This window comes from Hirschia maritima DSM 19733, assembly GCF_000378345.1.
In the GTDB taxonomy this organism is placed as follows: domain Bacteria; phylum Pseudomonadota; class Alphaproteobacteria; order Caulobacterales; family Hyphomonadaceae; genus Hirschia; species Hirschia maritima.
This window is the reverse complement of record NZ_KB899548.1, coordinates 16,368-29,838: the sequence shown is the minus strand read 5'-3', so window position 1 is coordinate 29,838 and position 13,471 is coordinate 16,368. Positions and strand designations below refer to the sequence as shown.

14 protein-coding genes and 1 other RNA gene are annotated in these 13,471 nt (G+C 45.7%); 4 read left to right on the top strand and 11 right to left on the bottom strand.

Annotated features, from left to right (window positions below; translation table 11 throughout):
- Positions 1-47: 47 nt before the first annotated feature.
- Positions 48-881 carry a 2,3,4,5-tetrahydropyridine-2,6-dicarboxylate N-succinyltransferase gene (dapD, locus tag F551_RS0113375; protein WP_018998024.1) on the top strand — a complete coding sequence of 278 codons (834 nt, stop codon included), beginning with the start codon at positions 48-50 and terminating at the stop codon, positions 879-881.
- 166 nt (positions 882-1,047) lie between these two features.
- Complete coding sequence (locus F551_RS0113370) at positions 1,048-2,208, top strand: hypothetical protein (RefSeq protein ID WP_018998023.1); 1,161 nt, start codon at positions 1,048-1,050, stop codon at positions 2,206-2,208.
- Here F551_RS0113370 and truA read toward each other — a convergent pair.
- The 9 genes from truA to F551_RS16745 all read right to left on the bottom strand — a co-directional run bounded on the left by truA (position 2,205) and on the right by F551_RS16745 (position 9,988).
- The gene (gene truA / locus F551_RS0113365; protein WP_018998022.1) at positions 2,205-2,945 is read right to left on the bottom strand and encodes a tRNA pseudouridine(38-40) synthase TruA; all 741 of its coding nucleotides are present in this window, start codon (positions 2,943-2,945) and stop codon (positions 2,205-2,207) included. The genes F551_RS0113370 and truA overlap by 4 nt on opposite strands.
- Before the next feature lie 6 nt (positions 2,946-2,951).
- Positions 2,952-3,884 carry a methionyl-tRNA formyltransferase gene (gene fmt / locus F551_RS0113360; protein ID WP_018998021.1) on the bottom strand — a complete coding sequence of 311 codons (933 nt, stop codon included), beginning with the start codon at positions 3,882-3,884 and terminating at the stop codon, positions 2,952-2,954.
- Between the two features lie 41 nt (positions 3,885-3,925).
- Complete coding sequence (gene def, locus F551_RS0113355) at positions 3,926-4,468, bottom strand: peptide deformylase (protein WP_018998020.1); 543 nt, start codon at positions 4,466-4,468, stop codon at positions 3,926-3,928.
- Between the two features lie 53 nt (positions 4,469-4,521).
- Positions 4,522-6,084: a DNA recombination protein RmuC gene (locus F551_RS0113350; RefSeq protein ID WP_018998019.1), complete on the bottom strand. Its 1,563-nt coding sequence runs from the start codon at positions 6,082-6,084 to the stop codon at positions 4,522-4,524.
- Between the two features lie 83 nt (positions 6,085-6,167).
- Positions 6,168-6,767, bottom strand: a complete 600-nt coding sequence (gene recR, locus F551_RS0113345; protein WP_018998018.1) for a recombination mediator RecR — start codon at positions 6,765-6,767, stop codon at positions 6,168-6,170.
- Positions 6,768-6,776: 9 nt separating this feature from the next.
- Positions 6,777-7,121, bottom strand: coding sequence for a hypothetical protein (locus F551_RS0113340; protein ID WP_018998017.1), 345 nt, complete (start codon positions 7,119-7,121; stop codon positions 6,777-6,779).
- A gap of 39 nt (positions 7,122-7,160) precedes the next feature.
- Positions 7,161-7,481, bottom strand: coding sequence for a YbaB/EbfC family nucleoid-associated protein (locus tag F551_RS0113335; protein WP_018998016.1), 321 nt, complete (start codon positions 7,479-7,481; stop codon positions 7,161-7,163).
- A gap of 19 nt (positions 7,482-7,500) precedes the next feature.
- Complete coding sequence (locus F551_RS0113330; protein WP_018998015.1) at positions 7,501-9,342, bottom strand: DNA polymerase III subunit gamma/tau; 1,842 nt, start codon at positions 9,340-9,342, stop codon at positions 7,501-7,503.
- A gap of 91 nt (positions 9,343-9,433) precedes the next feature.
- Entirely contained in the window at positions 9,434-9,988 is a 555-nt protein-coding gene (locus F551_RS16745) for a GNAT family N-acetyltransferase (protein WP_018998014.1), read from the bottom strand.
- Positions 9,989-10,190: 202 nt separating this feature from the next.
- Between F551_RS16745 and F551_RS0113320 the strand changes: the two genes are divergently transcribed.
- Entirely contained in the window at positions 10,191-11,318 is a 1,128-nt protein-coding gene (locus tag F551_RS0113320) for a toll/interleukin-1 receptor domain-containing protein (protein WP_018998013.1), read from the top strand.
- Positions 11,319-11,327: 9 nt separating this feature from the next.
- Here F551_RS0113320 and F551_RS0113315 read toward each other — a convergent pair whose 3' ends face one another.
- Positions 11,328-12,233, bottom strand: a complete 906-nt coding sequence (locus F551_RS0113315; RefSeq protein ID WP_018998012.1) for an imm11 family protein — start codon at positions 12,231-12,233, stop codon at positions 11,328-11,330.
- Positions 12,234-12,335: 102 nt separating this feature from the next.
- An RNA gene (gene ffs, locus F551_RS17325) (signal recognition particle sRNA small type) lies at positions 12,336-12,430 on the bottom strand.
- An 82-nt stretch (positions 12,431-12,512) separates the two neighbouring features.
- On the opposite strand from ffs, the gene nudC reads away from it, so the two are divergent.
- The gene (gene nudC, locus F551_RS0113310) at positions 12,513-13,469 is read left to right on the top strand and encodes an NAD(+) diphosphatase (protein ID WP_018998011.1); all 957 of its coding nucleotides are present in this window, start codon (positions 12,513-12,515) and stop codon (positions 13,467-13,469) included.
- The last annotated feature ends 2 nt before the right edge of the window (positions 13,470-13,471 follow it).

Below are 13,471 nucleotides of genomic sequence, written 5' to 3'. Positions count from 1 at the left end.
AACTCCTGCATCAATACAATTTGAATTTAGAATGAAAGTCCGACCCCATGACTGATATTTCAGCCCTAGAATCCGCAATCAATGCTGCTTGGGATGCGCGCGATACAATTTCAACTGACACCACAGGCGATGTTCGCGAGGCAGTCACTCAGGCGCTGTTACTAACAGACCAAGGTGTTTTGCGTGCAGCTGAGCCAGACGGAAATGATGGTTGGAAGGTCAATGAATGGGTAAAGAAAGCTGTTCTTCTGTCTTTCCGTCTAAATCCAAATGAAATCATAAAAGGCGGTCCAGGCGAAGCAACTTGGTATGACAAAGTGCCTTCCAAATTTGATGGTTGGGGCGAAGCAGAATTTAAAGAAGCGGGCTTCCGCGCAGTTCCTAACTGTACAGTGCGCCGCGGATCGTATGTCGCCAAAAACACTGTGCTAATGCCTTCCTTCATCAACATCGGTGCTTATGTAGATGAAGGTACAATGGTCGACACATGGGCGACCGTAGGATCATGCGCACAAATTGGTAAGAATGTTCACATCTCTGGCGGAGCAGGCATTGGCGGCGTATTGGAGCCACTTCAAGCTAGCCCTGTCATTATCGAAGACAATTGTTTCATCGGTGCCCGCGCTGAAGTAGCTGAAGGTGTTATCGTGCGCGAAGGTTCAGTCTTGGCCATGGGAACCTTTATCTCTCAATCAACAAAGATCGTGAACCGCGCAACAGGTGAATTCACTTATGGTGAAGTGCCACCTTATTCAGTTGTAGTTCCAGGCGCTATGCCTTCGACAAATGGTGGTCCATCATTGGCATGTGTTGTTATTGTGAAAACAGTGGATGCTAAAACACGTTCTAAAACTGGCGTAAACGAGCTGCTGAGAGACTAGCTCAGCCAGTCCAGCTGGCAAAAACATTCAAAGCGCGCAATATAAGTTTGCGCGCTTTTTTATTGGATTGTCACAATGCTCTCGTTTTTGTGAAATCCCTGCTGATTGCTTCTGCCATCGCTCCTCCTTAGCTTGAAACTTTGATTTCAATTCAAGTGGATTTTCAATGACATTCTCAGCAAAAAAATTTCTTCATCTACTTTTGTTTTTCATCCCTACGTTTGGGCTAGCAATTGCAAACGCTGATGACTTTACCTCCGTACCAGCTTCACCAGAATATTGGGAGTTGCATGCGGGACAAGAATGGGAAACGACAACCATTGCCGGACGCGAAGCTTTCACATTATCCCGCCCTGCTATCGTGAAAGATCTCGAACTTTCCCGCGGAACAATTGAAGTGGATATTATCCGTTCCTCACCACGACATTTTGCAGGAGTATTGTTCCACGCAAATGAAAGCGTTGAACCATACAACCTTCCTTTCAATGAATCGGTTTATGTTCGCATGCACAAAGCAAACAGTCCTGATGCCATGCAATACACACCGCACTTCAATGGTGAATCCAATTGGCAAATGCTTGCAAATGCACAAACCGCAAATGCTTGGCCACAAAATGAATGGTTCACGTTGAGAGTGGAATTCACAGAAACTCAGGCCCGCGCAAGCATCATCACGGGCAAGGAAACGAAACCACTGAATATTCCCACACTCAAAAATAATAAATTTCAATCCGGTCACATTGGAATATGGGCCTTATTTAAAGGCCATTACAGCAATTTCCGCTATAGTACCCAAACTAATCTAAGTCTTGAGACAACAACAACACCATTACCAAAAACGCAAATTCAAAAATGGAAAATTTCTCAGTCCATCACCGCGGATAACCACTTTAATTTCAATGGCGAAGATGGTGTAAAACCAGACTGGTCTATTGTTCAATCAAATCTGGATGATGGATTATTGTATGTATCCCGCTATGCACCTAAGGCTAGAGGTGGAGATTTTGAGGGCAATAGTGATGATAAAGTCTTGATCAAAATACCTGTAAAAGCCGAGAAAACCATCACCAAACAATTGAATTTTGACTTTTCTGACCAAGTCACAATCCACCTCAATGGCGAGCCGCTATTTAAAGGAAATAATAGTTTCCGTGCCAAAGGCCCACTATTCAGAGGTGACTTCAATGCAAAAGCTCAATCTATCTTTCTACCTTTAACAAAAGGAAAGAATGAAATTGTCTTTGAACTAGAAGAGCGCGCAAACGGCTGGGGGCTCAGCGCAGAATTTGATAACCTTGAAGACATTCACCTGCCCTTACAAAACTAAGGATAATCTACCTGACTGAGGTATAAACCATCTGGTGGCGCGACCGTTCCGCATTTTGAACGGTCCGCTGCTTCGAGGATATCCTTCATCCAGGAAACTGGCTTTTTACCCCGTCCGACTTCCATTAAAGAGCCAACGATAGACCGAACTTGTCTGTGTAAAAATGATGGCGCGGAAACAAAGATTTCTATCTCATCACCTTCTCTTACAACATCAATGCTAGTGAGTGTTTTTACCGGACTATCAGCCTGACATTGCACATCCCGAAATGTTGAAAAATCATGCTTCCCAACGAGACACTGAGCCGCTTCATGCATCGCTGAGGCATCAACTAGAGACATGGCCTTCCACGCAAGTTTGCGATCAAATGTCAGATCAGCGCGACGATCTACAATGCGGTAAATATAATGGCGAGCGTGCGCCTTAAAACGCGCATGGAATTCTTCATCGACCAATTCAGCTTGAAGGATTGAAACAGGTTCATCCTTCATGAAATGATTCATCGCATCGCGCACTTTGTCCGTGGTGAAATCTTTTGTCAGATCAATATGCGCCACCTGCCCCAACGCATGTACGCCAGCATCAGTGCGTCCAGCTCCATACACATTGACGGTTTCGCCAGCAAACTTGGGGATGGCTTCTTCAAGCACCTGCTGAACAGACAAATGCTCTTTCTGCCGCTGCCATCCGACATAGGGTGAACCATCATATTCGATTGTAAGCTTATATCGTGGCATGGCTTCTCACGCTAGGATTACCCCCTCTGAAACATCATTGCCGCGTAGAAAGTCTTCGGAATTCATTGCCGGTTTTCCCGCACGTTGGAGACGTTTGATACGGATAGCCCCATCGCCGCAAGCTATTTTCAGATTATCATCCAACACTTGGCCCACTGGACCATCCCCCAAACTTTCAGTCACCTCCAACACCTTCACGCGCACCGGGCCTTTCGCGCTTTCCATCTCAAACCAAGCACCTGGAAATGGTGATAATCCGTGAATGTGCTGTCGCACCTCTCTTGCTGACTTAGACCAATCTATACGTGTCTCTTCATTGGTCAGCTTGTGAGCGTATTCTATTCCCTCTTCTGACTGCGCTACAAACTCTGCTTCGCCATCTTCCAATTGCCCAACCGCATCTACAAGCAATTTGGCTCCGGCTTCACACAATTCATCATGCAATTGACCTGCAGTTGTCTCAGGTAGGATTTCCACAGATACCGACGCCATTACTGGTCCTGTATCAAGCCCCGCCTCCATTTGCATAATTTCAACACCTGTCACCTCATCACCTGCCATAATAGCCCGCTGGATAGGTGCTGCGCCGCGCCATCTAGGCAGCAAGCTAGCATGCGCGTTGATACACCCCAAACGAGGCGCATCGAGCAAGGCTTGTGGCAAGATCAGCCCATAAGCCACCACAACAGCCAAATCTGCTTCCAATGCCGCAAATGCCGCTAGCTCGTCTTCTGATTTTACCGATTTAGGTGTGCGAACTTCAATGCCCAACTCTAAAGCAGCATCATGCACGGGTGTATTTCGTTCAGTTTTTCCTCGCCCTGCACGGCGCGGAGGTTGTGAATACACACACACCACTTCATGCCCAGCATCAACCAATGCTTTCAGGCACGGCACAGAGAAATCTGGAGACCCCATAAACACAAGTCTAAGGCTCATTATGTGATCCCCATAAATTGAAAACTAAGAATAAATCGCGCTTAACAACAATCGCAATCAGAACCGTGAGCCACTGGAGCAAACTTTTGGGCTTTTTTAACTTTGGCTAATGCACGTGTCTTTTTCAAACGAGATAAATAATCAATGAAAAGCGTGCCTTCCAAATGGTCCATCTCATGCTGTATACAAGTCGCGTATAGGCCTTCAGCCCACTCTTCGACCTCTTTACCATCATAATTGAGATATTTCAGACGCACACGTGAAGGACGATCAATCGTTTCATAAACCTGAGGTACAGACAAACATCCTTCATCATAAGGCGCTGTCTCTTCAACGGTCTCCAAAATCTCTGGATTCACAAAATACTGTGGGTTCGGCTCATCTTCTGGACCAGCGAGATCCATAACAATCACTCGGACAGGTTTACCAATCTGAATTGCGGCTAGACCGATACCAGGGGCGTCATACATTGTTTCCAACATGTCATCCATGAGTACACGGATTTCATCGGTCACAGCATCAACCGGCTTGGAAACCTCTTTAAGAAGAGGATTTGGAACTGTTAAAATAGGTCGTATCGTCATGGAACTTAGCTAAGTGTGATGAATTGCTGCGTCAAGCTTATATGAACTGGATTTTATACCAGTTTTTCACTTTCCGATACAATTGCCTCTGGTAAAGGCGGAATTTCATCCGCGTTGAATAATAGATCACGCCCTCTTCTTGGCTCACGCATATGATCTTCTATCTCTTCTAAATCAGGAATTTCTTTGCCATCAGCACTCACCCCCAACGCGTCAAATTTGCGTGCTTGAGGCAGAACTTTGGTTTCCAATGTCCCCACTAATTCATTGTATGCAGCTGAAGCGCCATTCAGTCCGCGCCCCATTTTCACAACCTTGTCTCCCATTATAGCAATGCGGCTGTATAGCTCGCGCGCCAATTCTGTAACTTCTTTCGTATTACGCGCAGCATTCTCCTGACGCCACCCGAACGCGACCGCTTTAGCAAGCGCCACCAACGTGGATGGTGTAACAATGATGACCTTGTTTCGTGCAGCATAATCAAACAAGTCACGATCTGCGCTTAAAGCTGCTGCATAAAAATTTTCACCCGGCACAAACATAGCTACAAAGTCCACAGTATCGGGCAATTGCGCCCAATAAGCTTTGCGCGCTAATGCAGTGACATGATCTTTCATTTTACGTGCATGAGTTTGCAACAACAAATTTTGACGCTGAATGTCTGTTTCTTCAGATGCTTGCAGGAAATCATCTACACTTACTTTTGAATCGATCACCAAATGCCGGCCGCCGGGCATACGTACCATCACATCCGGCCGGATATTCGCGCCTTCTTCTACATTTGCATGTACCTGCTCTGTAAAATCGGCATGTTCAGAAAGGCCCGCCATTTCCAGCACATTGCGAAGTGTTTCTTCGCCCCAGCGACCACCCGATTTAGGCGCAGATAAAGCATTCGCAAGCTTACCGGTAATGTTTTGTGTATCCGCCATGGTCTGAGATAATTTTTCGATCTCTGACCTTAAAGACGCCCTATCCTCATTGCGGACCTTCTCAATATTCTCAACCTTCTGACTAAATTGTGAGAAACTCTCTTTAATTGGACCAATCATGCTTGTTAGATCAGCCTTAGACACTTCCTTATGTTGCCGCATTTGTTCATTGGCAATTTCAAGGAACTGTTTTTGAGATTGGCGCAAAGCATTATCAGCTAAACTTTGAAACTTTTGATGGATCTCTTCATTCAGCGTTTTCATGGAAGCACGCTCTGCTTCGAAAGCTTTTTCGCGCTCTTCATGCCCTGCTTCTAATCCAGCTAATTTCCGCGACACGTTTTCTGCATGAACACGGTACTTTTCCAGAGCTTCTTTATACTTTTCAGTATTTTGAGCCTCTACAGCTAGAGATTGTTCTAGCTTTAATTTCTCACCAGACCAAATACCCTGTTCTCGCTGATATGTTTCCTCAAGATTTTGCAATCGCAAGGCACCAACTTCAACTTCACCTTTAAGAAAATGAGTTTCAGCATCAAAGCGTTCCTGCATCGATTTGCGTACACGCGAAATTCGAAATCCAAGTATTAATGATAAAATTAGTGCAACCACCGCAACAGCGAGGAAACAAATGTGATACAAATCGAATACGAGAGCGTTTTCGCCAAAGGATAATGAGAACATAACGAGATCATATCCCGTTTTTTATTCCCCTACAAGGCGATATTTAACTAAAAACGAATCACTTATCCACAAATGATAATGTATTATCGGCGCGAAGAAAATGCTGCTGCAATCGTTCCGTCATCAAGTGAACCTAGCTCACCACCAACTGGAACACCATGTGCCAAACGGGATACTGCTACATCAATTCCCTCTAATTGATCAGCAACATAGTGTGATGTTGTTTGTCCATCTACAGTAGCATTTAATGCTAGGATAATCTCTTTCACCCCACCATCAGATGCGCGTTTTACAAGGCTCGCGATGTTTAGATCATCAGGCCCAATACCATCCAGCGCAGACAAGCAACCACCTAATACATGATATCGCCCACGAAACACCCCAGAGCGCTCCATTGCCCATAAGTCGCCAACATCTGCCAGAACACAAATTACGCTATCATCGCGCCCTTTAGATTGGCACACTCCGCAAGGGTTCAATGTATCGAAGTTTCCGCAAACATCGCATGCAGTTACCTTTTGAGCTGCGTCTGCCATTGCACGAGACATTGGAGCAAGTAGCTGCTCTGGTTTTTTAAGTAAGTGTAGCGTAGCACGACGCGCTGACCTGGGCCCCATTCCTGGAAGCTTAGACATCATTTCTATGAGTCGTGTTATTTCAGGGCCTATCGATCTATGCGCCATGGAATTATCCTAAGACATCCCAAGCATAATACGCTTTATCCCTGTCCGAATAGACAACAATATAATGGCACTTCCCAAGAATAACGAAACGCTAAAGAACATATCAGCCATTGGGTAAGCCATTAACACAGCTACCGCGACAGCTCCGCACCAAAGAAAGAAAAGGATGATATCCAACCAAAATGGAATGGGAGTATTAGAAGGCAAAAACCCCTCCTTTTTCTCATCACTCTTTTTAATCTTTAGCGGGTCTTTTTTCTTTTTATTGGATTTCGCAAAAGAATCCGAAGACTCCCTACGGAATCCATCCAATGGAATATCATCAAAATCGCTTTTGCGTGTCGTATCTGTCATCAAAAACTTCCCTAAAAACGTTTCAATGCTCATTCACCACTAAAATGGCATTTTAAAGCCCGGCAACATACCCATACCTGATGTCGCATCTTTCATAGCATCTGCATGAGCGACTTCCAATTTACGGCGAGCATCATCATGAGCAGCTTTGACTAAATCCTCAATGATTTCAGCATCGTTGGGATCGATCAAACTAGGATCGATAGACATGCTGGCCATGTCACCTTTCCCCTTAAGGACAACCTTCACCATACCGCCGCCTGATGTACCTTCAGCTTCTATTTCTTCAAGCTTTTCCTGCGCTTCAGCGAGCTTTCCTTGCATCTGCTGCGCCTGACGCATGATTTCTTTCATATCCATGAGGTCATTCCTCTATAATCTAAACATCATCTAATTTACTAAAGTCGCGGCGACGGTTGAAATCTACACGAACAACATTTCCTTCATCGTCAGTATCGAACTTTTCGATTTTGACAACTTTTGCACCGGGCAAAAGATCCAGCGCTTCTGCTATGCGCGGAATTGAGGATACCTCGTCAATACGCTCTTTTTCCTGACGAACACGTATTTCTTCAAGACTCTCGCGCGTCGAATGACCTAGATCAACCTGCCATTCTACGCCTGTTTTATCTTCCAGCCAATTTTTCATGCGCATCTGAAAATCAGCAGGAATTCCCGGTGCAGCTGCATATGTAAATAAGCCGTAACGCACCTCTGCTGGGCGCACATAATGCTCTACATCATACAATAAGTGGATTTGTTTATCCGTCTGCAATGCTGCACAAATCTGATTCAATGAACCCAATACAGGCCCCGGCGCAGCTTCTGCATATTGATCGGGAACCGCGCGAGCGACCACCTGCCCAGCTTGTGCATGAGCTTTTGCTCCACCACTGCCACCTGCCTGATAAGCCTGCGCCCCCGGTCCTGGATCACCGTTAGCATATCCACCGCCATTAGGACCGCCGCCTGCTGGACCGCCAGTGGGTCCACCTTGGAACATACGCGCTGCTTCTTCTGGTGAAGGAAGAGCCGCAGCAGCCGCTAACCTCAATACTGCCATTTCGGCAGCAACATTTGGATCTGGTGCGCGTGCGCAATCTTCAAACCCCTGAAGCAATAATTTCCAATAACGTGCTGACTGAGCATTGCTCATGCTTGCAGCTAGCTTTTTAGTGCGGTCTGTCCATTCGGTCGGCCCAGCAAAAATATAGGCATCCCCCATTGCTTGAGCGCGCGCTATTTCAGCCATAGCATCGAGCAAGTCCTTCATTAGGACTTGGGCTTCAGCCCCCTCCTGCAATTGTGAAGTGGTTTCTTCTAAGGCCGCTTTGTGCTGGCCTGATGTCGCTGCATCTAAAAGATTAAATACGCGCGCTCGATCTGCCAAACCGAGCATGTCTCGAATTGCTTCAACTGATACTTCTTCGCCAGTCGACTGAACTATAGCTTGATCAAGAACCGACAGCGCATCACGTGCAGACCCTTCAGCGGCGCGCGCGACTAATGCCAGTCCTTCTTCGGATACCTTCGCGCCCTCTTTTTCACATATACGGCTAAGGTGGGCGGCAAGAGCTTCTGTCGTCAACCTTGCAAGATTGAAACGCTGACACCGCGAAAGTACCGTCACGGGGACTTTGCGGATCTCAGTTGTTGCAAAAATGAATTTCACATGTGGAGGCGGCTCTTCCAATGTCTTCAGCAACGCATTAAACGCTGCTGTAGAGAGCATGTGCACCTCATCTATGATGTAAACTTTATAGCGAGCATTGACCGGAGAATACCGTACACCATCCAACAACTCGCGCATGTCTGCCACACCTGTGCGAGATGCGGCATCTAACTCCAGCACATCAGGATGCCGGCTTTCCATAATCGCCTGACAATGCGTGCCCATCGGGTTGAGCTTCACACTTGGCCCATCCTCTCCATTACCCACATAGTTGAGCGCGCGAGCAAGCAATCTAGCTGTTGTCGTCTTCCCGACACCACGCACCCCCGTCAGCATGAATGCGTGCGCAATACGTCCCGTTTTAAACGCATTGGTCAGCGTACGCACCATCGCTTCTTGTCCAACCATATCATCAAAAGTGGTTGGCCGATATTTTCGGGCTAAGACCTGATAAGCTTCATCACTCCCCGCATTGGGGTTGTCATCTCCAAACATGGATGCCGTGTTTGGATCTGGACCTTCATCTTGCATATCATTTGAGTCGTTCATTGGCGGAACTTAACCTTACTGAACGCACTTGCATATAGGGCAAATGACGAAATTCCACGCGCCTTTCCTAAAATTCACGCCCGCAACTCACTTACAGCTCTTTGCGCATATGAATGACAGTCTTAATTTCTCCATTAGAGCCCGGAATTTCTTCTGTGAAATAGGCTTTATACCCGCGCGTTTCATAGAGAGGTAATCCCGGCACGGTAGAGCCGAGTTCAATCGTTTTAAAACCAGCATTTCGTGCCGCACCTTCTCCCAAATCAAGCAACATAGTTCCCAACCCTTTTCTGATCCATTGTGGATGAGTGTACATGGCGCGGATACGGGCGGGATCCTTTGTCGGATCACCCAAACTGTCATCCCGGCCCTGTGTGTGATCACCGCCATATAGAGTTTTACGCTTGCCCCAACCGCCGCATGCAACCATGACTGGCAGACCATTTTGAAGGGTTTCAATAACGAAATATGTTTGATCTTCAATGAGGCTCTGATCGAGTCCCATACTCTCTTTAGCCGCCTCTATCTCTTTCTCAGAGAGAAAAGCTTTCATATTGATTTCTATGGAAGCTCTCATAAGCTCAACAATTTGCGGGATATCATCGGCACCCGCCAAACGTGATGTGAAATGGTGATCAGATGACATGTCAAACTCCTCGCTCTGAAGCTGTTTTCCTCAGTCCCGCTAGAACCACCTAGTCTATTAGATGCGTCAACACATCACCCCGCTCGCTGCAACCATTTATTGTTGATTTCCTCTTCAAAAATCCATTTTGCCAGAAAACACTTCACCTGCTGCCTGAAAGTGTTAAGATAAATAAAGGACAAGTTTTACGAGGGCGAAAACTGTGGACTACGATATTTTCTTAAGTTATCGGCGCGCAGATCAAGAATTGGCGCGAGATTTAGTTGCAGCCCTTGAAGCCAGAGGCGTCGGTGTCTGGTGGGATCAAAAGATCGATGGTGGCGTTGATTGGCGTGATGCTATCGTTGAAAACCTGATCGCTTCAGACATGCTAGTCATTCTGTTTTCGAATGAATGTAATGAATCAAAGCAACTCAAAAAAGAATTGGCGTTGGCTGATGATCTGGACAAAGACGTCATCCCTGTCTTGATTGAAGATACCAAGCCCAAAGGTCATTTTTTATATGAATTGGCGGCTCGAAACTGGATCCAAATTTTTCCAAACCCACAAGAAAAGATCAACGATCTAGCAGACCGGCTAACATTATTGGCGGAAGACAGCCCCGGTGGGTTAGCAGGAACAAAGCCTGAAGCTGAACAGACGCAGGAATCAAACCTCGTTTCTTCAGAAACACCTGCTCAAGAAACGATTGCGCCTCCACTCTCTTCATATACAAATATCGACCCAAATGATTTGGAAGCGCGCCGTGAAGCTTTAAAGCGTGAAGAAGCACTTCTGAAAATTGCTGAGAAAAAGGCAAAAGAAGAAGCCAAACAAGCCTCTAAAGGTAAATCAAAAAAGACTGCAGCAAAAAAATCCTCCAAACGCGGGAAAGTTAAAACGCAATATCGAAACTTCCTCCCATTTAAATGGATTGATGTGATTTTAATGGCTCCGATTGTATATTTTGTAATGCAATCGAATGGCATGGATATTGATGATATCGACCTCACCGACATACCTGAGCTAACAGAATTAGTTGCATTTATCGCTATTGGGCTGGCTGGTGTTGGTGCTCTTCTATTCCCAATTAGATACTATATGCGCAATCTACGCCTGAAAGACGCGGCAAAAGCCTATGCAAAATCCAGTCTAGCACTTTATGCGTTGCTGTGGGCTGCAGGTTTGACCTATGCCACAATTGAAGGCGAATTTGACGAAGTTGCAAGCGTTTGTGCAGGCTTTGGGTTGCTTTGGCTAGGTTTTGGTATCGGTGCTTTTGCCCTCTACGGCCTAATGCACTTCCAACGCACAATCCGCAACTTCAACGCCAATGTGGATAAGATATAGAAACGAATACTACTTGCCGTTAAATAGCGACCATACTTCATTGCCAATAATTTCAACCAATTGTTGATACAATTGTTTTGAAACCACGAATCTACTTCCCAACATGGGGTCCTCAAAAAAATTCAAATCCCGGACTTTATCTTCAAATGTAAGCCGCGATGTCATTTCAGCGGCGATCCTATACCCTTCGTTTACCGGTGAATACGAGCAATTGAATTCACTTTTTTCTAGATCTAAGGAAAGCAGTCGGCGTTTTGGATAAAAATAATACCAATTCTCTTCAGGCGCTGAAATTCCATTTTCAACAAATTCAACTGGAACATAGTCAACTTCGCCAGCCGCAAATTCATCGAGAATATTTTTTACTTTTTGCGAACAACAAAACGAACCACTGACGCGAAACTGAATGGGCGCGTCAGGAACAAATTTAAAGTATTTCTTTGAAGGATTTGAAACCGGCTCAAGTATTACTTTATTCGATGTAGTGATCTCATCAGGAAGAGGCTCTCCCTCATCTGTGTAATTCCATTTTGTTAAAATCACATCGCCATTTTCATCTCGCTCAAATCCACCTTTCAAACTTCTAACATACGGCGCTGGATAACCATTCACAGAACGAAAACACGCCACATTACCTGATGGTATTGAAGATGTTATCAGCCCAACGAAACCATTCGCTTCCCAATCATATAATTCATAGGGCAATTTACGCGTATAGCTTTGCGTTCTACCTTCTCTTGGAGGAATGTATTCCTCCCCACGTTCAGCTAAAACTTCCAATAACTTTTGAGATGGGGGTCTAATTTCATCTGTATACTTTTTACCGCGCATAAAATCTTTAACAAATTGCGGAGTTTCATCTCCCCTAAAATGAAGTGGATTTGAAAACCAATTGGATTTATTTTTCTTAGCCATTTCTTTCTACCCCCTCAAACATTCCCATCGGCAATAATAAACAAAAGTTTCGAACCTAGGGTCACTAAGTACTTATCCTTCGTTTCATCAATTTTTAGGGAAAGGTGAAACTGGCGACGACCCGAACGAAACCCGTTGCGGCTGCTTCCTTCCGGACCTGACCGAGTTCGCGAGCGGCTCGTCCGCCACCAGCTTCGGGTTGATATATCGCAACGCTCGGCCCATTTAGCAAGAGTAGGCTCGATTTTAATCACAAAGAATCTAAGAAAAACACTCCTTATGCTGCAAAATGACGCCCTTAAATTCGCCAACGCCCCTTTTGATCGGGCCGCACATCTTCGCAAGGATGAGGAATGGTTGAAAAAAGCTATTAAAGCTGACGACACATTATTCCTACCATTCTATGCAGGAAAAATTCTTTGCATTAATAATGGTGAGCCCGCAGATGCAATTATTCCAGGCATAAAAATTTCGAAAACACCAAGAAAAATTGCCTGGCTTTACAATGATGAGATTCCGAATTTCAGCCACTGCCAGTTTATTTTCCTAGGTGAAGAAAAAGGCAAGGCTCGCTTTGCTGTTTCCATCCCGACATCTATCAACCTCGAAACCTCCCTTCTGGCAGATTTGGTTGAGGGTGATTTGCGCGCAATATCAGGCGGGATTAGCGCTGAAGATGCTCATTTCGCATCGACAAGCGCTGCAATTCTCAATTGGCATCGAAAACATGGCTTTTGCGCAAATTGTGGTGAAGCAACTCAGATATCAGAGGCAGGATGGAAAAGGGAATGTCCTGCGTGTGGCACTGAGCACTTTCCACGCGTTGATCCAGTTGCGATTATGTTGGCTGTAAAGGGTGACAAATGCCTAATGGGTCGCGGCGCACAATGGGGGGAGCGCATGTATTCCTGTCTCGCTGGCTTTGTTGAACCAGGCGAAACAATGGAACAGGCCGCAGCACGGGAGCTATTTGAGGAAGCTGGAGTCGTGGCAACAAACAATGCTCAATATCTATTTTGCCAACCTTGGCCCTTCCCGTCTTCCTTAATGATTGGAATGATAGTCGAAGTAGAAAATGAAGAGCTGACCATTGATGAAAACGAACTGGAAACAGCACGTTGGTTCTCAAAAGACGAAGCGCGCCAAATTCTGGATGGGAACCACCCAGATGTTGACGCGCCCGCCGATATTGCCGTTGCCTACCATGTTCTAAAAGCATGGGTTGAAATGGAATAGAT

Bases quoted from the DNA above. Each gene is read 5' to 3' on its own strand.
- dapD (WP_018998024.1), top strand. From the start codon at position 48: ATGACTGATATTTCAGCCCTAGAATCCGCAATCAATGCTGCTTGGGAT.
- F551_RS0113370 (WP_018998023.1), top strand. From the start codon at position 1,048: ATGACATTCTCAGCAAAAAAATTTCTTCATCTACTTTTGTTTTTCATC.
- truA (WP_018998022.1), bottom strand. From the start codon at position 2,945: ATGCCACGATATAAGCTTACAATCGAATATGATGGTTCACCCTATGTC.
- fmt (WP_018998021.1), bottom strand. From the start codon at position 3,884: ATGAGCCTTAGACTTGTGTTTATGGGGTCTCCAGATTTCTCTGTGCCG.
- def (WP_018998020.1), bottom strand. From the start codon at position 4,468: ATGACGATACGACCTATTTTAACAGTTCCAAATCCTCTTCTTAAAGAG.
- F551_RS0113350 (WP_018998019.1), bottom strand. From the start codon at position 6,084: ATGTTCTCATTATCCTTTGGCGAAAACGCTCTCGTATTCGATTTGTAT.
- recR (WP_018998018.1), bottom strand. From the start codon at position 6,767: ATGGCGCATAGATCGATAGGCCCTGAAATAACACGACTCATAGAAATG.
- F551_RS0113340 (WP_018998017.1), bottom strand. From the start codon at position 7,121: ATGACAGATACGACACGCAAAAGCGATTTTGATGATATTCCATTGGAT.
- F551_RS0113335 (WP_018998016.1), bottom strand. From the start codon at position 7,481: ATGGATATGAAAGAAATCATGCGTCAGGCGCAGCAGATGCAAGGAAAG.
- F551_RS0113330 (WP_018998015.1), bottom strand. From the start codon at position 9,342: ATGAACGACTCAAATGATATGCAAGATGAAGGTCCAGATCCAAACACG.
- F551_RS16745 (WP_018998014.1), bottom strand. From the start codon at position 9,988: ATGTCATCTGATCACCATTTCACATCACGTTTGGCGGGTGCCGATGAT.
- F551_RS0113315 (WP_018998012.1), bottom strand. From the start codon at position 12,233: ATGGCTAAGAAAAATAAATCCAATTGGTTTTCAAATCCACTTCATTTT.
- nudC (WP_018998011.1), top strand. From the start codon at position 12,513: ATGCTGCAAAATGACGCCCTTAAATTCGCCAACGCCCCTTTTGATCGG.